This window comes from Enhydrobacter sp., from assembly GCA_025808875.1.
GTDB lineage: Bacteria > Pseudomonadota > Alphaproteobacteria > Reyranellales > Reyranellaceae > Reyranella.
In genome coordinates, this window is sequence record CP075528.1 from 1081639 (window position 1) to 1104277 (window position 22639).

19 protein-coding genes are annotated in these 22639 nt (G+C 66.0%); 14 read left to right on the forward strand and 5 right to left on the reverse strand.

Translation table 11 applies throughout. The features are described from left to right. Window positions 1-17: 17 nt before the first annotated feature. Window positions 18-758, reverse strand: coding sequence for a 2OG-Fe dioxygenase family protein (locus KIT25_05425; GenBank protein UYN96383.1), 741 nt, complete (start codon window positions 756-758; stop codon window positions 18-20). Between the two features lie 71 nt (window positions 759-829). Between KIT25_05425 and KIT25_05430 the strand changes: the two genes are divergently transcribed. Further along, window positions 830-1711: an alpha/beta hydrolase gene (locus KIT25_05430; GenBank protein UYN96384.1), complete on the forward strand. Its 882-nt coding sequence runs from the start codon at window positions 830-832 to the stop codon at window positions 1709-1711. Window positions 1712-1714: 3 nt separating this feature from the next. Here KIT25_05430 and KIT25_05435 read toward each other — a convergent pair whose 3' ends face one another. Continuing rightward, window positions 1715-2101, reverse strand: coding sequence for a hypothetical protein (locus tag KIT25_05435; GenBank protein UYN96385.1), 387 nt, complete (start codon window positions 2099-2101; stop codon window positions 1715-1717). A 209-nt stretch (window positions 2102-2310) separates the two neighbouring features. Between KIT25_05435 and KIT25_05440 the strand changes: the two genes are divergently transcribed. Continuing rightward, window positions 2311-3654, forward strand: coding sequence for an integrase arm-type DNA-binding domain-containing protein (locus KIT25_05440; GenBank protein ID UYN96386.1), 1344 nt, complete (start codon window positions 2311-2313; stop codon window positions 3652-3654). 43 nt (window positions 3655-3697) lie between these two features. Here KIT25_05440 and KIT25_05445 read toward each other — a convergent pair whose 3' ends face one another. From KIT25_05445 to KIT25_05455, 3 genes are read right to left on the reverse strand one after another with little or no spacing between them, the layout of a single operon-like run. Continuing rightward, on the reverse strand, window positions 3698-7213 hold the full coding sequence (locus KIT25_05445) for a DEAD/DEAH box helicase (protein UYN96387.1): 3516 nt from the start codon (window positions 7211-7213) through the stop codon (window positions 3698-3700). Beyond that, complete coding sequence (locus KIT25_05450; protein ID UYN96388.1) at window positions 7200-7982, reverse strand: DUF1837 domain-containing protein; 783 nt, start codon at window positions 7980-7982, stop codon at window positions 7200-7202. The genes KIT25_05445 and KIT25_05450 overlap by 14 nt, the downstream gene beginning before the upstream one ends. Beyond that, window positions 7969-9240: an ATP-binding protein gene (locus KIT25_05455; GenBank protein ID UYN96389.1), complete on the reverse strand. Its 1272-nt coding sequence runs from the start codon at window positions 9238-9240 to the stop codon at window positions 7969-7971. Before KIT25_05455 ends, KIT25_05450 begins: the two co-directional genes overlap by 14 nt. Before the next feature lie 263 nt (window positions 9241-9503). On the opposite strand from KIT25_05455, the gene KIT25_05460 reads away from it, so the two are divergent. The 12 genes from KIT25_05460 (at window position 9504) to KIT25_05515 (ending at window position 22562) form a co-directional block, all read left to right on the forward strand. Further along, window positions 9504-10451: a DUF1738 domain-containing protein gene (locus tag KIT25_05460; GenBank protein ID UYN96390.1), complete on the forward strand. Its 948-nt coding sequence runs from the start codon at window positions 9504-9506 to the stop codon at window positions 10449-10451. Further along, a complete protein-coding gene (locus tag KIT25_05465) occupies window positions 10451-11398 on the forward strand; it encodes a hypothetical protein (GenBank protein UYN97831.1) in 948 nt (315 codons plus the stop codon). The genes KIT25_05460 and KIT25_05465 overlap by 1 nt, the downstream gene beginning before the upstream one ends. A 168-nt stretch (window positions 11399-11566) precedes the next feature. Continuing rightward, window positions 11567-13699: a ParB N-terminal domain-containing protein gene (locus KIT25_05470; protein UYN96391.1), complete on the forward strand. Its 2133-nt coding sequence runs from the start codon at window positions 11567-11569 to the stop codon at window positions 13697-13699. 219 nt (window positions 13700-13918) lie between these two features. Beyond that, window positions 13919-14281 carry a hypothetical protein gene (locus KIT25_05475; protein UYN97832.1) on the forward strand — a complete coding sequence of 121 codons (363 nt, stop codon included), beginning with the start codon at window positions 13919-13921 and terminating at the stop codon, window positions 14279-14281. A gap of 10 nt (window positions 14282-14291) precedes the next feature. After that, window positions 14292-14720 carry a hypothetical protein gene (locus KIT25_05480; GenBank protein UYN96392.1) on the forward strand — a complete coding sequence of 143 codons (429 nt, stop codon included), beginning with the start codon at window positions 14292-14294 and terminating at the stop codon, window positions 14718-14720. A 68-nt stretch (window positions 14721-14788) separates the two neighbouring features. Further along, a complete protein-coding gene (locus KIT25_05485; protein ID UYN96393.1) occupies window positions 14789-15205 on the forward strand; it encodes a hypothetical protein in 417 nt (138 codons plus the stop codon). Continuing rightward, the gene (locus KIT25_05490; GenBank protein ID UYN96394.1) at window positions 15202-15474 is read left to right on the forward strand and encodes a hypothetical protein; all 273 of its coding nucleotides are present in this window, start codon (window positions 15202-15204) and stop codon (window positions 15472-15474) included. Before KIT25_05485 ends, KIT25_05490 begins: the two co-directional genes overlap by 4 nt. Before the next feature lie 69 nt (window positions 15475-15543). After that, on the forward strand, window positions 15544-15954 hold the full coding sequence (locus tag KIT25_05495; GenBank protein ID UYN96395.1) for a hypothetical protein: 411 nt from the start codon (window positions 15544-15546) through the stop codon (window positions 15952-15954). After that, window positions 15947-16591 carry an antitoxin of toxin-antitoxin stability system gene (locus KIT25_05500; protein ID UYN96396.1) on the forward strand — a complete coding sequence of 215 codons (645 nt, stop codon included), beginning with the start codon at window positions 15947-15949 and terminating at the stop codon, window positions 16589-16591. The genes KIT25_05495 and KIT25_05500 overlap by 8 nt, the downstream gene beginning before the upstream one ends. Window positions 16592-16767: 176 nt before the next feature. After that, entirely contained in the window at window positions 16768-17076 is a 309-nt protein-coding gene (locus tag KIT25_05505) for a DUF4326 domain-containing protein (protein UYN96397.1), read from the forward strand. A 96-nt stretch (window positions 17077-17172) separates the two neighbouring features. Further along, complete coding sequence (locus KIT25_05510) at window positions 17173-21507, forward strand: strawberry notch family protein (protein UYN96398.1); 4335 nt, start codon at window positions 17173-17175, stop codon at window positions 21505-21507. Then, window positions 21507-22562 carry a toprim domain-containing protein gene (locus KIT25_05515; GenBank protein UYN96399.1) on the forward strand — a complete coding sequence of 352 codons (1056 nt, stop codon included), beginning with the start codon at window positions 21507-21509 and terminating at the stop codon, window positions 22560-22562. The genes KIT25_05510 and KIT25_05515 overlap by 1 nt, the downstream gene beginning before the upstream one ends. The last annotated feature ends 77 nt before the right edge of the window (window positions 22563-22639 follow it).

Below are 22639 nucleotides of genomic sequence, written 5' to 3' on the forward strand. Positions count from 1 at the left end.
GAGAAGGAGGGCGCGCCTCACTCCGTCTTGCGGAACGTCACCACCAGCACGTCGCGATAGGCGGGCTGCGCCGGGTTCTCCGGTTCGACCGGTGTCACGCCGTGATAGCAGCGCGCATCGTCGACCAGCGCCGCGTCGAGCGGGTCGGTCAGGGTGAAGCTGCCGAGCGTACGCCTGTCGAGATCGTGGATGGTGGTGGTGCCGCTCTGGATGTTGCGGCGGGCGATCAGCAGCACCAGCACGTAGTCGACGCCGTCGCGATGCATGCCTTCGGGCGTCGGCTTGCCCTGCTCGCCCGGCCGCGCCTCGATGCGGAACTGGTGCGCCTCGACGTGCCAGCGCACGGTTTCGGGGGCGAGACGGCCGAACAGCGCGCGGCAATATTCGAGGATCGTGCGCATCGACGCGCCGCCGCCGATCTCCTCGGCGATCGGCCTGAACCAGCGCTCGATGCCGCCGTTCAGGGTGTTGTAGTCCAGCGTCTGGAAATGCGGCTGGTGCGGCCCGCGCGCGATCGCGCCCTGTCGGCCCGCGCCCCACACGCCGAAGCGCCGCCGGCGATAGCGGCCGCCGTCGCCCATGTAGGTGTCGATCTCGAGATCGTTCCAGCTCCCGGCAAAGGCGGCCCAGTCGGCCAGGGTGCCGAAGCGGCCGAGCGCGGCGCGCATCTCCGATGCCTCGACGAAGGCGTAGCCCGCGCGGGCGACGGCGTTGCGGATACCCGTGGCGTTCTGCACGCCGGTGCCGATCTCGCTCATGTCGGAAAGGCTACAACCCCGCGCACCGCGCCGCCATATGAGCTAATGTCGAGGCGAACCGGAGAAAAACGATGCCTTTCGCCACCGCCGACGACGGCGTGAAGCTCTATTTCGAGGAGACCGGATCGGGCAGCCCGATCGTCTTCGTCCACGAGTTCGCGGCCGATCACCGGTCGTGGGAGGCGCAGATGCGCCATTTCGGCCAGCGCCACCGCTGCGTCACCTACGGCGCGCGCGGCTATCCGCCGTCGGACGTGCCGGCCGAGGCCGCGCGCTACTCGCAGAACCGGGCGACCGACGACATCCTGGCGGTGATGGACCATCTCGGGATCGCCAGGGCCCACGTCGTCGGCCTGTCGATGGGCGGCTTCGCCAGCCTTCACTTCGGCTTCCGCCATCCCGCTCGGGCGCTGTCGCTGGTGGCGGCGGGCGTGGGCTACGGTGCGGAGAAGGACCAGCAGGGCAAATTCCGCGGCGAGGTCGAGGCCGTGGCGAAATCGCTGCTGAGCGAGGGCATGGCGGCGTTCGCCGAAAAATACGCCTACGGGCCGACCCGCGTGCAGTTCGAGAACAAGGATCCGCGCGGTTTCGCCCAGTTCAAGAGGGAGCTCGGCGAGCATTCGGCGCTCGGATCGGCCAACACCCAGCTCGGCGTGCAGGGCCAGCGGCCGTCGCTCTACGACCTGGTCGAGCCGATGCGTGCGCTGACCGTGCCGACCCTCGTGCTCACCGGCGACGAGGACTGGCCCTGCCTCGCGCCGGCGCTCCTGATGAAGCGCGAGATCCCGTCGGCGGCGCTGGCGGTGATGCCCAACTGCGGCCACACCATCAATCTCGAGGACCCCGACCAGTTCAACCGCATCGTCGGCGACTTCGTCACCCAGGTCGACGCTGGCCGTTGGCCCAGGCGCGACCCGCGCGCGGTCAGCGCCTCGATCACGGGGATGCGTTAGCGTCTAGATCAAGCTCGATAAGTATCGGACTACAGAGATCATGGTCGGATTCGAGAAAAGCGACTGCAGCCAAGCGGAGTTGTTTGCTATCCATTCAACTACTGCAGACAAGGCGACGGCTTGCGCGGCGCGCTTTCCTGCCTCTGTTCCGAATGATTTACTAGCTTCCTGAAGCGCGAGCTTAGCTGAATTTTCCCAAGTGGCCACGGCTATGCCTGACGCGAGACGTCCCGCTCGCGTGAGCTGCCTCCAGCCAACATTCATGCCCGCAAGCGCTATTCTAAGCGCTTCCCTGCCAAAATTCTGAAGCGCACCGATCTGGAATGCGAACGCCCGTTCGCCCGCAAGGGAAACATCCTGAGCAAGACGCTGTGCCTCGCGCAGGGCCACCACTGCCTCTGGAGCCCGAAAAGACGATATACGCCACAGTTTCTATTCGTACGCTAGACCACGCTAACCCACTGTAGGCATTTATCTTTTCTGGCGATCCAATCCGAAGCCAGTATCCTGTGATGACCCCGAATTTCCGCCTGCGTGCTTCCGCGGTGCTTCCGCGGAAGCGGTCCAACGGAAGCGGCGCAGCCGCCGGAGTATGTCACATGGCGAAGCTAAGCAAACGTAGTGTCGATCAGGCCGAAGCCGGCGAGAAAGACTATTTCATCTGGGACGACGAGCTGCCCGGCTTCGGGCTGCGCGTCTTCAAATCGGGGAAGCGCAGCTACCTGGTGCAGTATCGTGCCAAGGGTCGCACACGACGCTTCACCATCGGCATGCACGGAGTCTGGACGCCGGACACTGCGCGCGTGCAGGCGCGCATCTTGCTCGGCCGCATCGCGCAAGGCGACAATCCGGCCGAAGAGCGCGAGCTCGACCATAAGGCCGTCACCATCAAGGAGCTGTGCGAGCGCTATCTCGAGGACGCGAAGAACGGATTGATCCTCGGCAAGAAGCGCCGCCCGAAAAAGGCGTCCACCATCTACACCGATGAGGGACGCATCCGGCGTCACATTATTCCGCTGCTCGGCACGCGGCGCGTGAAAGACATCACCGCCGCAGACGTGACGCGCTTCATGCGCGACGTCGCATCCGGGAAGACCAAAGCCGATCAGAAGACCAAGAAGCGCGGCCGCTCGATCGTGCGTGGCGGCATCGGCACGGGCACGCGCACGGTCGGCCTGCTCGGCGCCATCCTGACCTACGCCCGCGAGAGTGGGATCATCGACGCTAATCCGGCTCACGGCATCCGTAAGGCTGCCGACCAGAAGCGCACCCGGCGTCTCTCGGAGGACGAGTATCGCTTGCTAGGAAAGCTCCTCAAGAAGGCGTCTCAAGACGATCAGCTCGCAACCGCTGCGGAGATGGGGAAGGCCATCGCGCTCACGGGGTGCCGGCGTGGCGAGATCATCAATCTCATCTGGCCCGAAGTGGACAGCGATAATAGCTGCCTGCGGCTCACCGACAGCAAGGAAGGTGCTTCAGTTCGACCGATCGGACTCCCGGTGGTCGACCTTCTCAATGCGCGCCGGCCGGAGCATGCAGCCGGCCCAGTCTTTGGCGGCACCATCGAAGGCAAGCCGCTGGTCGGGTTTCCGAAGCACTGGCACAAGATACTGGAGAACACACCGCTTGCCGGGATTACCCCGCACGTCCTGCGCCACAGCTACGCCAGCATGGCGAACGATCTCGGCTTCACCGAATCGACAGTCGCGGCGTTGCTTGGGCACGCGCAAGGCACCGTCACCAGCCGCTACATTCACACGGTTGATACGGCTTTGATCATGGCCGCAGATGCGGTCGCTGGTTATATCCAAGGCCTGCTCGATGGCGTGCAATTCAAGCGCAGCTCCTACGCACTCGATCGCGAGTCGCGCCAAGCAGCGATGAACCGCCTGTTCGCGCAAGCGATGCAGCCAGGAGAAGCTTTGGAGCAGTTGGCGGCGTAAGTTTCAGACAGCGCCCTCAGCCGCGGCGAAAGCTCTCGCGCTCTCAAGCGTCCGCGCGAGGCCATCGCAACTTGCCCCGTCCTACCCTCAGCGCATCCACGACCGCCGTCGCCCCGGGCAACCTTCCCGAGAACAGGCTGGGCTTCGGATCTACCGCCGGCTTTTTGAAGGGGACCACCCGTCGATAGTCCGGTGTCGCCAGCCATGTGCGCCCATCGCCCTCGTCCGTGATGACCCGATAAAGCCCAGCCGGCGGCGCCGAGTGCGCAGGAATGTCGAGCAACCTCTTGTAGCGTTCGATCGACCACTTCTGGATTCCGCCGCTGAGGGCCTCGGTCCTGAAACGCGCCCAGAGCGCGGCGGTATCAGGCGTTGGCCAGTCGCCGGCGTCGGTAAACGCCGTGATTTCATCGGATTCCAGCCATGCACGCATCTCGGCCGGCGTTACGAAGACGGGGTTGGTGGTCTGGATCGCCGCGATAGCCGCCCGCCTGGACGGAAGGCCCGCCCGTATCAACATCGACATCATGAACTGCGGAACCCCTGTTTCCAGAGATGCGGCTGCGCCACCCGGAATGATGTCCGGCGACCAGCCCAAAGTCAGACGCCGGGTTCTGATAGCTTCCAATGCCCAAACCAGCCGATAGGTGAAGGCCTCTTCCACCATGCGCATGTTGTGGGGTCCGATCTGCGAGACCTCCGCGCCCGACACCCATTGCTTCAGGATCGCTTTCCAATTGCCAGGCAGCGCATTCTTCTTGTCGGGAATGAACGGCCGCATCGCCAGCAGTCGCTCCCCGAGGCCCGCCAAGGCATCGGCCAGTTCGTCGACGTCTCCTGGCAGGGACGCGGCGTCGGCTCGATCGATGAGGGCGCCCAACTCTTCCGCCATCGCGTCGATTGTCAGCCCGGCTTCCAAGCCGACGCCCATTGCGAAATGCCCGCGACGGGCCTGGGGCGTCGTCACCGACCAGATGAGATTGGCACGCGCCTCGAACACCTTGCGGTGTTGCGCCTCCATGCCTTCACCCTCGCGCGCTATTTGACGCGCCCAGAGCGATCCCTTGAGCGCTTCGTCGAGAAGCTTGGGCAGGTCGGCGCGGTCAGCATCGAGCGCCTCCACCAAGCCAAAGACCGTTGCATCAAGGCGCTCGACGAGTTCCGAGAGCGGCTCCTCGTCGATGCTTTCCTCTTCATCTCCTCCCGCCTCGTCATCCTCGTCCTCGTCATCCGGATTAGTTCCGTCTGGAGGCACCGCAAGCTGAGCGGCGATCGCCGCTTCTTCTGCCGGCGACTTCCAGGCCTCGCGGGCGTTGGCGAGATATTCCCACGCGTCGGCGCGTCCCAGCACGTCCTCTCGAGCCAGGCGATCAAGAATCTCCGCGACGATCTGAATCAGTCCGCTCTTCAGCGTCCGGGCCTTGGAAGAGGCCACCAATCCCCGCCATTCTCCGCTCCGCCAATCGACTCGATCGAACATGACGTGGACGATGAGCCCTTCCACATCGACGAAAGCGCGGCCGGCGCGGCCGGCGACATTGGCGAACTCCTCGCCGGTGATCGGTTTGCCTGCTCGGTACAGCGCGGGGACGAGCAAGACTGCGGCGTTGAGATTGAGCCCCTGCGACAGCGTCGGCGATGCAACGATGACCTTGAGGACGCCCTCCGACAGCAGGACTTCCAACTCGCGGAGAAACGGGCTCGGCAGGCGGCCGTGGTGAATGGCGACGCCCGCCTTAAGGCTTGCCACCGCCGGATGATCTTCGCCGAGCCATTCTTTGCCGACCTCGAGTGCGCGAGCGATCGATACTTCGTCATCCAGAAGCGAGTCCAGATAGCCGCGTTTGCAGAGGTCGACGATTTGCTTTCCGTACCCCTCAACCCAGTTCGCTTGCGTCGAGAAGATGAGTGTCCGCTTGCCCTGCGCCGCAAACTCCCAGGCCGCGAACAGGGCCAGATGTGACGTTTTTCGGGGATAGGGCTTCTTCTCACGGCCGCGGGGCGGCTTTTGAACCACGAAATGATCCAGGAACGGGCCGTTGTTGGTCAGATCCAGGGTCAGGCGCGCATCACGCGCACGCCACGCCAGCATTCCGAAACGCTGGCGTGTTGGCCGCCAGTCAGACCGCACGGCATCGCCTGGCTCGTCCGCCCGTATCCACGCAGTCAGATCGTCGAGCTCATCTCCACTCGGGAGAATCGCCGAGAGGCAGACAATACGGCGGTCGGCCGAATCTGCGCGGCGCAACAAGCGCTGCACCAGCGTCTCGTAGCGGATCTCACGCTCGCTCGGCCCGATCATGTGGCCTTCATCGAGCACGATCAGCCCGACGTCGTCGATCAGGCTCGGATCGCTTCTCAGCGCGAAGTCGAGTTTCTCCGGCGTCGCTATGATGATCTCCCGCGATCGGAGCGCGTCCTCGTCACCAGCCGAGAGGCCGCTGGCGCCGTAGAGCGACGACACGCTGAATCCGAGCGGCGCGAAGGTCTTACGAAACGATCGTTCTGTCTGAGCCGAGAGCGCTCGCAGCGGCGTCACGATGAGAACTCGCCGCGCCGAAGACAGCGTCATGAGCGCGGCGATCTCAGCGACGCGCGTTTTCCCGGCGCTGGTGGGTAGGGCGACGACCAAGTCATCCTTGACATCCGTCGAGCGGCGCGCCGCCTCACGCTGCGAGGGCCACAACTCGACCTCGGAATTCTTCCGAGCGTAGAGAGACCCAATAAACAATCGTCGCAGATCGGGATACTTCTCGGCGGCGCCCTCAGGTGGCTCCGTCGGCAGGTTCTGGTGCAACGAATGTTGCCATAGGTCGTCGATCAGATGCCGGCACAGATTGGTGATCCACCACAGCGGTACGTTCTCCGCATTGTCGGCCAGGCTGACGGCCGTTGTGAGAAGCGAGCGCGCCGCGTCGAGCGGTTCCTCTTCGCCCGTCTCCAACGCGAAATCGAAGAAGGCCAACGCCCGACAGATCGTGGTGTTGAGAACGATCGCCAGGATCTCGTCGACATCGGCATCCTCACCGGACAGCCCCGCAGCAATCCGGTCGTCACCATGCGCCGCGTCGTTCAGCCAACCGCGCACGAAGGCTCGAAGCCCATCAAGGTCGCGGAGCACCAGCCGCATCACCGCCATTTCGCCCGGCGTCAAATTCAGGTCGCCCACTGCCTCGTTGAAGAGCGAATAGGCGACGGCCGAGAACCCGGCCAGATGGTAGGCCGTGGCGGCGATCGTCCTGCGGAAACCGCGATCGGCGGCTTCGGGATCGGCATTCCGCACCAAAGCTTCAAACGCGTTGCCGGCGCGCTCGAACGCCTTGTTCGTCAACTCGGAGGAGCCGGCCTGGGTGCGAAGGGCCATTGCCGCACGGAGCAACGCAAACCCATGTTCTGCAAGGTCGGTATCGATGGTCGCGCCGAGCGGCGGGGCATTTTCAGGCAGAACGCCATCACTTCGCATTAGCGACCATGCCGCCCCTCGGTACAGCAGCCGCCCTTGCACGCCGTCCTGCGTCGCGCGCGTCAAAAATGCTTGCAGTTCGTCAGTCGTCTCCAAGGTCTTCCGCCTTCTGATACATCTCCTTGATGAAGTCCTGGTGGTCTTCGATGTGGACGTTCACGACATACTGGTCCCGGTTCGTCCCAGCACTTTCGAGATCGCCCTTCAGCGACGCGTGAGGTCCATTGCCCGATATCGTAAAGAGCATGTGGTCGATGCGATCGGCACGCAGGGCCTTGAGACCGATTTCATCGCGAAGGTCGCGGCCCAGTTGCACATCGCCGTCGTCGTTGCTTTCGAGCAAGCGGTTCGCGACAAATGCCAGCGAGTCCGGCGTGCATCTGCCATTGTCACGATTGAGCACCTTGCGGGCGCTCGTGACGGTGGCTTTTCCGAGGACTTTGTTGCTCTTGGCTTCGCCTTTCAGCAGCCAAAGCTTGGAGTCGTCGCCTCCATAGCCTGCCCCGATAAAGTCGTCGCCTCGCATCGCCATGTTGCGCCCATCCTTGTAGCGCAGACGGCGAACGGGAACGCGTAGACCGATTTCCTCCTCGACCAACTCGGTCGCCAATATCTCGCCGAGATCACCCGAGCGGCCTTTATCTGTCTGGGGGAGCTGCGTGCGCAGAATTTCCGCTGCAACCTTGTAGCCGAGCCGCTGGACGTCATCGGCTATACGCTCAAGCCGATCGTAATGGGAGCGCATGGTCTCGGCGAGGTCGTCACGAATCTCGTCGCGGCCACCGTCCTTTTCGACATACGTCCAATAGCGCTTTCGCTTGTCCTTTTCTTTCGTGGCTTCGCACCACTTCTTATACAGCCCCACGCGGCGCTCCCCTGCCTGCCTTGTTCGCCGGCGCCTCTCCATCCCAAAGGCTCGACAGCGGCGCCGCCGCCAGCTTGTCGCCGAACGGCACGAAGTCCGTGCTGTCGTAGAGGACGACGCCGAATGCAAAACGGTCCCCGCAAGCCTCGGCCAATGCCCGCAGGCCGGCGAAGTCGCCAGCCTTGACCGTGGCGCTCGCCTTCACTTCGATACCTGCGATCGTCCCGTCGTCACGCTCCAGCACGATGTCCACCTCGCGCATGTCCCGATCCCGGAAATGATGCGGCGTCAACCGCAGGTCCGAAGCCGTCATGAGCTTCAGCACTTCCGAGAACACGAAGCTCTCCAGCAGCGCGCCGAACGTCCCACGATCCGCCTTCACCCGATCAAATGTGAGCCCGCGCACACCCGCCAACAGGCCTGAATCGAGGAAATGGAGCTTGGGCGTCTTGACGATCCGCTTCAGTGCATTGGTGAACCAGGGCTGCACGGTCGCGATCAGGAACACCTGTTCGAGCAGCCCCACATAGCGCTGACTCGTCTTGTGATTGACGTTGATGCCGCTCCCGAACTGCGAATAGTTGACCAGCTGGCCGGAGTGCTCGGCCAGCAGCCGCACGAATTTGGGAAGCTCGGTCAGCTTCTCCACCTCGGCGATGTCCCGCATGTCGCGGGTCAGGATCGAAGTGAGATAAGATCGCAGCCAGTCCTGCCGCCGCCGCTCGCTGTCGCGGCTGATCGCTTCGGGGAAGCCGCCGACCAGGACGAGTTTGACGAGATCGTCGCCGACGATCGCACTCCGCTGTCCCTGGAGCTTCCCTTCGAAGAGGCGTTCGAGAAAGGTCGGGGTCCGGTCTGCAATCTCGGCTCTCGCCAGCGGCAGCATACGGATGGTCTCCATCCGGCCGGCCAAGCTGTCGGCGATCCGCGGCAAGGTCAGTACATTCGCCGAGCCGGTGAGTAGGAACCGACCCGGACGGTAATCCTCGTCGACCGTCTTCTTGATCGCGAGCAGCAGGTCGGGCACGCGCTGGATCTCGTCGATGATGGCCCGATCCAGGCCTCGGATGAAACCGGCGGGATCGGATTGGGCGGCTTCGAGGACGGTCTGATCATCGAGCGTGATATAAGTCCGACCGGCTTCTCCCATCTTTCGAACGAGCGTGGTCTTGCCCGCCCGTCGCGGCCCCACGATCAGGACCACCGGGGTATCCAAAAGGGCTTCTTCCGCCCGTCGCTCCACAAACCGCTCGAACATGCCTTCTCCGAATCTCGGCCGATCGGGATTATCGGTATCGGCTGATTGGGAGTCAACGTTCCGCTAATTGGGAGACGGAAGGCCGCTATCTGGAAAGCCGGGAGGGGAAAGCCTTCCCCTTCGGCCGAGCCGGGGTCTCGGCCGATCCCCTTCTGCGGGGAGACCCCGCAACGCCCCCTTTAGAGTGAGAGTGCGGACCAGGTTCGCCGTGACGGGTTGAGGGCTGGAGGAGAGGCCTCCGGCGCCCGTCGCGGAGAACCGCGATGTCCACCAAGACCGCTTCGGCTCGCCCCGGCCACGACCGGGCGAGCCTCTATGACGAAATCACCGGCAAGATCATCGTCGAGCTGGAGGCCGGCCGCGTGCCCTGGGTCCAGCCCTGGGGGACGGCTGCGGCGAAGGCGCCGCTCGCCATGCCAAAGAACGCCGCCACCGGCCGGCAGTATTCGGGGATCAACGTCCTGATCCTCTGGGGCGCCGTGATCGAGCACGGCTTCCCCGCCCAGAGCTGGCTGACCTTTCGCCAGGCGCTCTCGCTCGGCGGCAATGTGCGCAAGGGCGAGCACGGAACCACCGTCGTCTATGCCGACCGCTTCGTGCCGGACGACGAGAAGCGACGCGCGCGCGAGACCGGCGAGGAAGCCGCCGCCATCCCGTTCCTGAAGCGGTTCACCGTCTTCAACGCCGCCCAATGCGAAAACCTGCCGGCCGAGGTCGCGGCCGTCGCGCCACCGCCGCCGCCGGGCCTGATCGAGCCCAGAGTCGAGGCGCTGATCCGCGCGACCGGCGTCGACTTCCGCATCGGCGGCAACCGCGCCTTCTACGCACCGGGTCCGGACTTCGTGATGGTCCCGCCGCCGCAGGCATATTTCGAGCCAATCAACTGGCACCGCACAGCCCTGCACGAGCTGGGGCACGCCAGCGGTCATCCGTCCCGTCTCGGCCGCGATCTCGGCGGCGTGTTCGGCAGCAAGAAGTACGCGTTCGAGGAGCTGGTGGCAGAAATGAACGCCGCCTTCTGCTGCGCGTCGCTCGGCATCGTTCCGACCGTGCGCCACGCGGACTATATCGGCTCCTGGCTCGAGGTCCTGCGCGAGGACAACCGCGCCGTCGTGCGCGCCGCCTCACAGGCCAGCAAGGCGGCGGACTGGATCCTCGGCTTCCTGCCCGACACCGAGAGCGCCAACACCACAGCGCAGGAGGCGGCATGATGCTGGGCCTCCTCACATCTGCGGCCGTCAGCGGCGCGCCTGCGTCGGAATCGATCCGGCTTCGCGTTCTCAGCCTCGGCGCCGGCGTGCAGTCGACCACGCTGGCGCTGATGGCCGCCGACGGCGAGGTCGGGCCCATGCCCGACTGCGCCATCTTCTCCGACACCGGCTGGGAGCCGAAGGCCGTCTATGAGCACCTGGCCTGGCTCATGTCGCCCAATGTGCTGCCGTTCCCCATCCACATCGTCTCGGCCGGCAACATCCGCGACGATCTGATCGCCGGAGCGCAGGGTGCGCGCTGGGCGTCCATCCCCGCCTTCACCCGCAACGTCACGCCGGCCGGGACGGCCATGCCCGTGTTCGATGAGGGCGATGACGGCGAGCTGGTGGCGATCGGCGAGCGCATCCTACCGACCGACCGCGTCGACGTCGGGATGATCCGCCGGCAATGCACGAAGGACTACAAGATCGTGCCGATCCGGCGGAAGGTGCGCGAACTCGTCGACCTGACAGGACGGCGCTCTCCGAGCACGCCGATCGTCGAGCAGTGGATCGGCATCTCGATCGACGAGGCGATCCGGATGAAGCCCTCGTTCGAGGACTGGCAGGTCAATCGCTGGCCGCTGATCGAACAGCGCCTCTCGCGGCAGGATTGCCTGCGCTGGCTGACGCGGCACGATTATCCCATCCCGCCGAAGAGCGCGTGCATCGGCTGTCCCTTCCACTCCGACGCCCATTGGCGGCGGATGCGGGACAACGATCCGGACGCCTGGGGCGACGCGGTTCTGGTCGATCGCGCCATTCGCACCGGATTTCGTGGCATTCGCGGCGAGGTCTTCCTGCATCGCTCGGCCGTGCCGCTCGACCAGGCCGACATCTCCAACGCCAGCGATCGCGGCCAGCTCGATCTCTGGCCCAACGAGTGTGAGGGCATGTGCGGGGTCTGAAGGTCCGGAAATCCGGAAAAGCGGGCAGGCGGACTTCCGGCTTCGTGTCTTTCTGGTTCGTCGGCTTTGCGGCGCGGTCCTCCGAGAGGAAGAGGGCTGCGCCGGTTTTCGCGGCGGGTTGGAGGTCGAGAGAGAGGCTCTCGGCCGCCCGCCGCGGAGACTACCCCCATGGCTACTGCCATTCAGAAGATCACCCTGTCGTCCTCGCGCGACATTCCCTTCAACAAGCTGGTGCTGAGCCAGTCCAACGTGCGGCGCGTAAAGGCCGGCGTCTCGATCGAGGAACTGGCCGAGGACATCGCCCGGCGCACGCTGCTCCAGAGCTTGAACGTCCGGCCGGTCCTCGACGCCGAGGGCGCCGAGACCGGCATGTTCGAGATCCCGGCCGGCGGCCGGCGCTACCGCGCGCTCGAGCTGCTGGTGAAGCAGAAGCGCTTGGCCAAGGCCGCGCCGGTTCCGTGCGTGGTCCGCGATCCGGGCACCGACATTCTCGGTGAGGACGATTCGCTGGCCGAGAACATCCAGCGTGCGCCGCTGCATCCGCTCGACCAGTTCCGCGCCTTCCTGGCTCTGCGCGAGAAGGGGCGCTCCGAGGAGGACATCGCCGCGGCGTTCTTCGTCGGTGTGAACGTGGTGAAGCAGCGCCTGCGCCTGGCGTCGGTCGCGCCGGCCTTGCTCGACGTCTACGCCGAGGACGGCATGTCGCTCGAGCAGCTCATGGCCTTCACCGTCACCGCCGACCATGCCCGCCAGGAGCAGGTCTGGCAGGCGATCTCCGGCTCCTGGCAGAAGGAGCCCTATCAAATCCGTCGCATGCTGACGGAGAAGACGGTGCGCGCTTCCGACCGGCGGGCGGTGTTCGTCGGCCTCGACGCCTATGAGGCCGCCGGCGGCGTGGTGCTGCGCGACCTGTTCCAGTCCGATGATGGCGGCTGGCTCGAAGACATCACGCTGCTAGACGGCCTGGTCGCCGAGAAGCTGAAGGCCGAGGCGGAGACCATCGCCGCCGGGGGCTGGAAGTGGATCGAGGTCGCCGTCGACTTCCCCTATGGCCACACCCACGGGCTGCGTGCGCTGGAGGGCGTCGCCATCGATCTCACCAGCGAGGAGCAGGCGACGATCGACGCGCTCAACGCCGAATACGCCAAGCTCGAGGCGGAGTATGACGGCGCCGACGAGCTGCCGGACGAGGTGGACGAACGGCTCGGCGAGATCGAGGCGGCGCTCGCCGCCTTCGACGATCGGCCCGTCTCCTACGATCCGGCCGACATCGCCCGCGCCGGCGTCTTCGTCAGCATCGGTGCCGAAGGCGCCCTGTCGATCGACCGCGGCTACGTCCGACCGCAGGACGAAGCGCCCAAGGGCGAGCCGGACCAGGACGACGAGACCGATCCCGCGATGGCCGGGGCGCACGGCGCCGATCCCGACGCGCCCGTGGTTCAGCGCGCCGTCATCACCATCGGCAGGCAGGTCGCCGGGCCGGAGGACGAGGACGACGAGGACCTGAAGCCGCTCCCGGACCGCCTCGTGACCGAGCTGACCGCGGAGCGGACGCTGGCGCTGCGCGACAAGCTGGCGTCCACGCCCGCCGTCGCGTTCCAGGCCGTGCTGCACAAGTTCTGCCTCGACGTCTTCTCCCGCTATTTCTCCTCCGGGACGGCGATGGAGGTGTCGGTGCGCAGCGCCAGCTTCCCGGTGCAGGCGCAGGGACTGAAGGACACGCCCGCGGCGAAGGCGATCGAGGCGCGCCACAAGGGCTGGGAGGAGCGCCTGCCCAAGGACAAGGCCGATCTCTGGGACTGGCTCACCACCCTCACGGGCGACGAGCAGGCGGTGCTCTTCGCCCATTGCGCGTCCTTCGGGGTCAATGCGCTCTACGAAAAGGGCGACCGCTACGGCGCGGGCGCCTCGTCCCACACTGTCGAGCAGCGCATCGCCGAGGCCGATCGCCTGGCCCAGGCGGTCGATCTCGACATGGTGCAGGCCGGCTGGCGTCCGACCGTCGAGAACTATCTCGGCCGCGTGCCCAAGCTCCGCATCCTCGAGGCGGTGAAGGAAGGCGCCGGCGAGCGGGCGGCGCAGCTTATCGACCATCTGAAGAAGGGCGACATGGCCAAGGAGGCCGAACGGCTCCTGGCCGACACCGGCTGGCTGCCGGAGCCGCTGCGGATCGCCGCAGCGGACGACGTGCCCGTCGACACCACCGAAGCCGAGGATGACGGCGAAGCGCTGCCCGAATTCCTCGCCGGCGACGATGAGGAAGCGAACGCCGAGGCGCCGCAGGTGATCGCGGCCGAATAGCCCACGCGCGGGGCGGCTTCGGCCGTCCCGCGCCCCTTTTCCCTTTCAACCGACCCCACAGCCCGGCCTTCGCGCTGGGCTTTTTCGTTTCAGGAGACCGTCATGACCGACACATCCGACACCACGCCGCAGCCCGCCGCCCCGCTTTCCGATTGGGAGATGAAGGCGGTTGCACGAGCCAAGCTCGAGGCCGAGCTTTTCACCCTCAACAAGGCCACGCTGCTCAACGCACTGACGCTCGCTGGCGTCACCCGCGTCGTCGTCAGCTTCGACGGCTACGGCGATTCCGGCCAGATCGAGAATGTCGAAGCTCAGACCGGCGACGATCCCGTCACCATGCCTGCCGCAGCCATCGAAATCGCCGAGGCCGTCTGGGACCACGCCGAACCGACGCGTTCGTCCGTCTGCATCGCCGAAGCCGTCGAGCGCCTGGCCTATGACGTTCTCGAAAAGACTCATTGCGGCTGGGAAAACAACGACGGCGCATACGGCGACATCGTCTTCGATGTCGCGGAGGAGACGATCACGCTCGATTGCAACGAGCGCTACACCGCCTCCGAAAACTACACCCACACCTTCTGAGGAGGCGGCCATGGGACATTGCTATCACCACGCCCTCTCCTCGGTCAGGAAATGGGGCGGCGTCGCAGAAGACTATCTGCCGCTGCACCAATGGTTCGACGAGTCGAAGGCGACCACCGCCGATTTCCGGCATCGGGCGCTGCGGCATCACGCCGAAGGCATCTTCATGCTGGAGCGCTTCTTCGGCTCGACCATCACCATTTCGACGGGCCGCGTCGTGCCCGTCCGGCTCCTTGGCGAGCAGCATGTGGTCGAGGATCTCGGCTTCATCCCAAGCTTCGCCGACTGGGTGCGCTGCATTCGCCCCCAGCCGTGGATGGGACGCGCCCAGCCGATCCACAAGCAGGTTGATCCCTTCGCCGCGCTTTCGGGTGCGAGCACCGACCACGCGCCCAACGCGCCGAGCGGCACAGCCGTCGAGACGCCCCGGCGCTTCTAGCGGCAACCACCTTCCAACCGTTCCCCCGAGCCCGGCCCTGCCGGGCTTTTTCATGTCTGGAGACCATCATGACCACGTTCACCATCGAATCCACTTACCGCATTCCGATCTATCGCCAACGCAGCTACCAGGCCGACACGCTGGCCGAAGCCTGCCGTCTCGCCATCGAAGACGATGACTGGGAGGGGCAGAAGGAGGACTACGAATCCGCCGGCGAGACCTATGTGACCGGCGCCTGGCCGGGCGACGTTCCGCCCTACACCGTCCCGGCGCTTCCGATCCCCGCCCACTTCGGCGAGGCCCTTCAGCGCAGGGCCGAGCACTTCGAAGTTCTGCTTGGCCTGCTCAAAGTTTTCGCGCTCCCGCCCGATGGCGGCCTGACCGACGAACCGTTCTGGCGCCAGCGGGCGCACGCCGCGATCGCGAAGGCCGAGGCGATTCTCGCGGGCGCACGCGATCCCGATGACGAAGGAGGCGTGTCATGACCGAATATGTCGTCAAGATTGCCTTCTGGCTGCGGGCCTTCGACAGCGCGACCATCGAGGCTGCGTCTGACGCGGAAGCGATCGAGAAGGCGAAAGTAGCCGCCACCGCCGCAATGGAGTCGACGGCGTTCCCGGAACACATCGACAGTGACGAGCGACGAGAAGGCGTCATCGCCTACATCGACCGCACCACGTCGGAGGGCTGTGAGCCCGTCATCGAGGACGTCGAATTCGACGACGACCGGATCCACGATCCGCCCGCCGCCTGATCGCAACCACGCCCGAACCCACCCGAAGCCCGGCCACGCGCCGGGCTTTCGCATTTTAAGGAGACTGACATGGCCGACTACTTCACTCACTTCTCATGCCTGCTCGACGTCGGCACGCCCGAAAACGCTGTGCGCGCCCTCGAGCTCTACGACAACACGCCCGAGGATGAAGATGGCCTTCGCTTCTCGGAGGGCTTCAACCTTTCAATCCAGACGGAAGGCGGATCAGGACTGTGGATTCGCGACGACTGTTCAGGAGACCCTGAGCGCGTGATCGAGTTTGTCGTGCTCTGCGCGGAGGAATTCGACCTCAAAGGCCTCTGGGGCTTCGAATACGCCAACACCTGCTCGAAGCCGCGCCTAGATGCCTTCGGCGGCGGCGCGCATGTGATCGACCTCGGCGCGCGCAAGAGCGTCGGCTGGACCAGCACCAACGAATGGCTGTGCCGCGCCTTGGAAGGAGATGATCCCGATGCCTGAGATCATCGAAACCACGGTCTATCGCCTCGATGAACTCTCCGACGCGGCAAAGGAGAAGGCCCGTGCCTGGTATCGCCAGACCGGCTTCGACCATGACTGGTTCGAGTTCGTCTATGACGACTTCGAGCGTATTTGCGCGATCATCGGCGTCGACCTCAAGACCGTGCCGGTTCGCCTTTACGGCGGCGGCACACGGCAGAAGCCCTGCATCTGGTTTTCCGGCTTCTGGAGTCAGGGCGACGGCGCTTGTTTCGAGGGGCGCTACGGCCATGCGACGGGCGCGCCGAGGACGATCCGCGGTCATGCGCCGAAGGACGATGAGCTTCATCGGATCGCCGATGTCCTGCAGGCGATCCAGCGACGAAACTTCTACCAACTCCACGCCACCGTGACGCATCGCGACCGCTACTACCACGAATATAGCATGGCGATCTCGGTCGAGCGCGACAGCCCGACTTGGCAGGATATGACCGCCGACGCCGAGGAAACCGTCATCGAGGCGCTGCGCGATCTCGCCCGTTGGCTCTATCGCCAGCTCGAACGCAAATACGACTACCTGACCTCGGACCACCTCGTCGACAAGGCCATCACCGCCAACGCTTACACCTTCACCGCCGGCGGCCGCCGTTTCGGCTGACGGTCAGCACCTCGCTCTCCGAACCTTGTGACACCGCCCACGATCCTCGGGCTTGTCTTGCCTGGACGCCGCGCGGCGCCGGTCAACGGGCAAGCCGTTTCCGCGCAGGGCGCGTGACCGTCGCCGCTTTACACCGTCCTTCGCCGAGACCGCTTAACGGATCGGAGGCGGAGCAGATGTGCAAGGTTCTCAACAAGCGCGTGAATGGCGTCCCAGCCGGCGCCGTCTATATCGGCCGCGGCAGCAAATGGGGCAATCCGTTCCGGATCGGCCCTGACGGCGATCGGGCCGCCGTCATCGCGAAGCATGAACGCTGGCTGGCGAATCAGCACCATCTGCTGCGTGCGCTCGACGAGCTGCGCGGCCGCGACCTTGTCTGCTTCTGCGCGCCGCTCCCCTGCCACGGCCATCTCCTGCGTCGACTGGCCAACGCCAGCCGCGACGAGCGGATTGCGTGGTGGCGCGCCGTGAAAGCGGCGGCGTGATGAGAGGGAGAGGGCGGCCGGAAGGGGTTTGAGCCGTGCGGTCCGAGAGAGAGCGCCGGCCGGCTCGCCCTTTCCCGCTCTCCCGAGGCTCCCTTCATGAACGATCTTTCTCCGATCGCGGCCGACCAGGCCGCGCCGCTGTCGCCGGTCCCTCATCCCGACGCCGCCGGCGCCATCATCGCTGCCGCCCAGCAACTCCTCCCTCATCTTGAGCGCGGCCAGCGGGTCGACGTCGCGATCCTGCGCGCGGCCATGGAAGCCGAATTCGGCGCCTCCGACGCCTCCGGCGCCTGGGACTGGAAGACGGCTTATGACGCTTGCGAGGCCGCGACCGTTCTTTTCCTGCGCAAATACGGAAAGGCGCTGTTCCGCAAAGCCGACTCTCCGGCTGCACGACTTTCCGCCCTGGTCAAGATCGCCGCGCTTCTTCCGACCCACACGCGCCGCTCCGCCGAGAGCGAGACCTTCCAGCAGTTCTCGACGCCGACCCCGCTAGGCCTCGCGGTCCTGATCGCGGCTGCCATCGGGCCGACGGACCGCGTGCTGGAGCCTTCGTCGGGAACCGGCCTCCTCGCCATCCTGGCCGAGATCGCCGGCGGTGCGCTTGTCCTGAACGAGTTGGCCGAGGCCCGGGCGACGCTGCTTTCCTCCCTCTTTCCGGGCGTGTCCGTCACACGCTTCGACGCAGCTCAGATCGACGATCACCTCGATACCGCCGTCGTCCCGAGCGTCGTCCTGATGAATCCGCCCTTCTCGGCGATGGCCAACGTCGCCGGCCGCATGGCCGACACCGCCTATCGCCACATCGCCTCGGCCCTGGCCCGCCTCGCCGACGGCGGGCGGCTGGTGGCGATCACCGGCGCAAACTTCGGGCCCGACGCCCCGGCCTGGCGCGACGCCTTCGTCCATCTGCAGGAACGCGGCCGCATCGTCTTCACCGCCGCGATCGACGGCGCGGTCTATGCCAAGCACGGCACGACCATCGACACGCGGCTGATCGTCATCGACAAGACGCCCGCCGAGAACCCGGCCACCCTGCCGGAATCGCGGGGCATCGCGCCTGACGTGGCCACGCTGCTGAGCTGGATCGCCGAGCACGTTCCGGCGCGCCTGGCGCTCGCGCCGAGCCTCGCCATCGCCATGTCGGCCGCCGCCGCACCGCGGACGGTGCGGGGCTATCTCGCGCGTGCCGCTGCGGCGGGGCCGGTCAAGCCGTCCGTTGCCGATCCGGAGGCGATCGATCTCGCCTATGAGACGATCAACTGGACGTCGCCCGAAAGCGCGCTCCTCAGCGATGCGATCTATGAGGAATATCGGCTCCAATCGATCCAGATTCTCGGAGCCCAGGCGCACCCGACCAAGCTGGTGCAGTCCGCCGCCATGGCCTCGGTCGCGCCGCCGAAGCCGAGCTATCGGCCGCGGTTGCCGATCGACCTCGTCAGCGACGGCCTCCTCTCCGACGCCCAACTCGAGACGGTGATCTACGCCGGCGAGGCGCATGGCGACTATCTCGCCGGCGCCTGGACCGTGGATGAGACCTTCGATCTCGTCACCGCGTCCCGCGACGATGCGCCGAACGCCGTCCGCTTTCGCCGCGGCTTCATGCTGGGCGACGGCACCGGCGCCGGCAAGGGCCGTCAGTCGGCTGGCATCATTCTCGATAATTGGCTGAAGGGCCGGCGCAAGGCGGTCTGGATATCGAAGTCCGACAAGCTCCTGGAGGATGCCCAGCGCGACTGGTCGGCCCTCGGCATGGAGCGCCTGCTCATCACGCCGCTCTCGCGGTTCGCGCAGGGCAAACCGATCCGGCTGGCCGAAGGCGTCCTATTTTTAACCTACGCTACGCTGCGGTCCGACGACCGTGGCGAGAAGGTTTCGCGCGTCCGCCAGATCGTTGAATGGTTGGGCTCCGACTTCGACGGAGTGATTATTTTCGACGAGAGCCACGCCATGCAGAACGCCGGTGGCGGCAAGGGCGAACGCGGCGACGTCGCCCCCTCGCAGCAGGGCCGCGCGGGCTTGCGCCTCCAGCACGCCCTGCCCAAGGCGCGCGTGGTCTATGTCTCGGCCACCGGCGCGACGACCGTCCACAATCTCGCCTACGCCCAGCGGCTCGGCCTCTGGGGCGGCGAGGACTTCCCCTTCGCCACCCGCGCCGAATTCGTCGAGGCGATCGAGGATGGCGGTGTCGCCGCCATGGAGGTGTTGGCCCGCGACCTGCGTTCGCTCGGGCTCTACACCGCCCGCTCGCTTTCCTATGACGGCGTCGAGTATGAGCTGATCGAGCACCAGCTCACCGATGAACAGCGCCGCATATACGATTCCTATGCCGGGGCGTTCTCGATCATCCACAATCACCTCGACGCGGCGATGCAGGCCGCCAACATCACCGGCGAGAGCGGCACGCTGAACCGGCAGGCGAAGTCGGCGGCCCGCTCGGCCTTCGAGAGCGCCAAGCAGCGCTTCTTCGGCCATCTGCTAACCTCGATGAAGACGCCGACCTTGATCCGCCGGATTGAGCAAGACCTGGCCGACGGCCACGCCACCGTCATCCAGATCGTCTCGACCGGCGAAGCGCTGATGGAGCGCCGGCTCGCCGAGATTCCGACCGAGGATTGGAACGACGTCCGCGTCGACATCACGCCGCGCGAGTACGTTCTCGATTACCTCGCCCACTCCTTCCCGGTGCAACTCTACGAGCCGTTCACCGACAGCGAGGGCAATCTCTCGTCCCGGCCCGTCTTTCGGGACGGCCAGCCTGTGCAAAGCCGCGAGGCCGTCGCCCGCCGCAACGAGCTGATCGAGCGTTTGGCTTCGCTCCCGCCGGTGCCCGGTGCGCTTGACCAGATCGTCCAGCGCTTCGGCACCGACCTCGTCGCCGAAGTGACCGGACGCTCGCGCCGCGTCGTGCGCAAAAGCGACCGCCTCGTCGTAGAGAACCGCGCCGCCTCCGCCAATCTCGCCGAGACCGCCGCCTTCATGGACGACCTGAAGCGCATCCTTGTGTTCTCGGAGGCGGGTGGCACTGGGCGCAGCTATCACGCCGAACTGTCAGCGCGGAACCGCCGGCTGCGTGTCCACTATCTGCTCGAACCCGGCTGGAAGGCCGACGCCGCGATCCAAGGCCTCGGGCGGACGAACCGCACCAACCAGGCCCAGCCACCGCTCTTCCGGCCGATCGCCACCGACGTGAAGGCGGAGAAACGCTTCCTCTCGACCATCGCTCGCCGCCTCGACACGCTGGGCGCGATCACGCGCGGCCAGCGCCAGACCGGCGGTCAGGGGCTGTTCCGGCCCGAGGACAACCTCGAATCCCACTACGCCCGCGACGCGCTGCGCCAGCTCTATCTGCTGCTCGTCCGCGGCAAGATCGAAGACTGCTCGCTCCAGATGTTCGAGGACGCCACGGGCCTCAAGCTCATGGACGCGAACGGCATCAAGGACGAGTTGCCGCCGATCACGACCTTCCTCAACCGCCTGCTGGCGCTCACCATCGATCTGCAAGGCGTGCTGTTCACCGCGTTCGAGCAGTTGCTGAACGCCAAGATCGAAGGCGCCATCGCCAGCGGCGTCTATGACCTCGGCCTGGAGACGCTGCGGGCCGAGAGCTTCGTCGTCACTGATCGCCGCGCGATCTACACCCATCCCGCGACGGGCGCGGAGACCCGGCTGCTCACCATCACCGAACGCCGGCGCAATCGCCCGGTGACGCTCGATGAGGCGCTGGACCACCTCGCCGATCCCCGCGCCATGCTGCTCGTCAACGAGCGCTCGGGCCGCGCCGCCGTGCAGATCCCGGCGCCGAGCCTGATGCTCGATGATGGCGAGATCGAACGCCGCGTGCGGCTGATCCGGCCGATGGAGCACCATCACGCTTCGCTGAAGATGATGGACGAGAGCCACTGGCAGGCGGCAGAGCGGGAGGCCTTTGCGGCCGCCTGGACTCGTGAACTGGCCGAGGTCCCCGAGTTCGCCGACAGCACGATCCATATCGTCGCCGGTTTGCTGCTGCCGATTTGGAAGCGCCTGCCGAACGAGTCGACGCGCGTGTATCGGCTTCAGACCGACGCGGGCGAGCGCATCATCGGCCGCAGAGTCTCGCCGGCCTGGGCGGCGAACGCGACCGTGACCGGAACCACCGCCCTGACACCGGATGCCGCCTTCGCAGCGCTGATGGAAGGCCGCACCGTTCTCGACCTCGCCGAGGGCCTGCAGCTCCACCGCGTGCGCGTGATGGGCGCTCACCGCATCGAGCTGTCGGGCTTCTCCGACACGATGCGCGACCGCCTGCGCGCCTACGGCCTCTTCGGCGAAATCATCTCGTGGAAGCTGCGCATGTTCGTGCCGACCGATCCCGCCGGCGCCGGAGTGCTGGCCAAAGTCCTCGACCACTATCCGGTCGAGCGTATTGGCGAGCGGGAGGCGGCGTGATGGCCCGCCAAGACGCCTCCGAACTGGCACACCGTCTCGCGCGTGACGCCGAAGCGGTGTGCCGCCATTACCTCTCCGCCGGCCGCCGCGAAGGCGGCTACTGGCTCGTGGGCGACGTGCGCAATACTCCGGGCCGCTCGATGTTCGTCCGGCTCAAGGAGTCGCCGAAAGGGCCTGCCGGCAAATGGACCGACGCCGCCACGGGCGAACATGGCGACTTGCTCGATGTCATCCGCGAAAGCTGCGGCCTGATCGACTTCAAGGATGTCGCCGATGAGGCACGTTCGTTCCTCAGCCTGCCGCATCCTGAGCCCGAGCTTGATCGTGCCCGCTCGCGCAAGCCCAGCGCACCGGCAGGATCGCCGGAGGCGGCGCGGCGACTCTTCGCGATGTCGCAGCCGATGGAACGCAGCCCCGTAGAGTCGTATTTGCGTCGTCGCGGCATTACGGCTTTGCACCGAACCGGAAGCCTGCGCTTCCATCCACGCTGCTACTATCGGCCCGACGACCACAGCCCGACCGAGACTTGGCCGGCGATGATCGCCGCCGTCACCGATCTCTCCGGCCATCTGACCGGCGCGCATCGCACCTGGCTCGATCCCGGCGGCTTCAGCGAGACGACGCTCGGCAAGGCGCCGATCGACACGCCGAGACGGGCGATGGGTGACCTTCTCGGTCACGCCGTTCGATTTGGCGTGGCGGGCGAGGTCATGGCGGCCGGCGAGGGCATCGAGACGATGCTCTCGCTCCGATGCGTCTTGCCGACCATGCCGATGGTCGCAGCCCTCTCGGCGGCGCATCTCTCCGCCATCCTGTTCCCGGACACGCTGCGGCGACTCTACATCGCCCGCGACGATGATCCGGCCGGTAACGGCGCGATGGCGACGTTGATCGACCGGGCGCAGGAGGCCGGGATCGAGGCGATCGTGATCTCGCCACGGCTCGGCGACTTCAACGAGGATCTCCGCCTGCTCGGCATCGACGCGCTTCGAGCAGCCAGCCGGGTGCAGATCGCTGCGCAGGACGTCGCCCGCTTCATGGAGCTGGCGGCGTAGCCGGAACGGGGATGGGGCGCGGGCAGCGTCGTCGCCATAAGGTCGGCGGCCATCTTTCCCTCGGCGCCGGAGAGGAC

Excerpts from the sequence above, each read along its gene's own strand:
- KIT25_05425 (UYN96383.1), bottom strand. The coding sequence starts at position 758 with ATGAGCGAGATCGGCACCGGCGTGCAGAACGCCACGGGTATCCGCAAC.
- KIT25_05430 (UYN96384.1), top strand. The coding sequence starts at position 830 with ATGCCTTTCGCCACCGCCGACGACGGCGTGAAGCTCTATTTCGAGGAG.
- KIT25_05440 (UYN96386.1), top strand. The coding sequence starts at position 2,311 with ATGGCGAAGCTAAGCAAACGTAGTGTCGATCAGGCCGAAGCCGGCGAG.
- KIT25_05455 (UYN96389.1), bottom strand. The coding sequence starts at position 9,240 with ATGTTCGAGCGGTTTGTGGAGCGACGGGCGGAAGAAGCCCTTTTGGAT.
- KIT25_05460 (UYN96390.1), top strand. The coding sequence starts at position 9,504 with ATGTCCACCAAGACCGCTTCGGCTCGCCCCGGCCACGACCGGGCGAGC.
- KIT25_05465 (UYN97831.1), top strand. The coding sequence starts at position 10,451 with ATGCTGGGCCTCCTCACATCTGCGGCCGTCAGCGGCGCGCCTGCGTCG.
- KIT25_05470 (UYN96391.1), top strand. The coding sequence starts at position 11,567 with ATGGCTACTGCCATTCAGAAGATCACCCTGTCGTCCTCGCGCGACATT.
- KIT25_05480 (UYN96392.1), top strand. The coding sequence starts at position 14,292 with ATGGGACATTGCTATCACCACGCCCTCTCCTCGGTCAGGAAATGGGGC.
- KIT25_05485 (UYN96393.1), top strand. The coding sequence starts at position 14,789 with ATGACCACGTTCACCATCGAATCCACTTACCGCATTCCGATCTATCGC.
- KIT25_05490 (UYN96394.1), top strand. The coding sequence starts at position 15,202 with ATGACCGAATATGTCGTCAAGATTGCCTTCTGGCTGCGGGCCTTCGAC.
- KIT25_05495 (UYN96395.1), top strand. The coding sequence starts at position 15,544 with ATGGCCGACTACTTCACTCACTTCTCATGCCTGCTCGACGTCGGCACG.
- KIT25_05500 (UYN96396.1), top strand. The coding sequence starts at position 15,947 with ATGCCTGAGATCATCGAAACCACGGTCTATCGCCTCGATGAACTCTCC.
- KIT25_05505 (UYN96397.1), top strand. The coding sequence starts at position 16,768 with ATGTGCAAGGTTCTCAACAAGCGCGTGAATGGCGTCCCAGCCGGCGCC.
- KIT25_05510 (UYN96398.1), top strand. The coding sequence starts at position 17,173 with ATGAACGATCTTTCTCCGATCGCGGCCGACCAGGCCGCGCCGCTGTCG.
- KIT25_05515 (UYN96399.1), top strand. The coding sequence starts at position 21,507 with ATGGCCCGCCAAGACGCCTCCGAACTGGCACACCGTCTCGCGCGTGAC.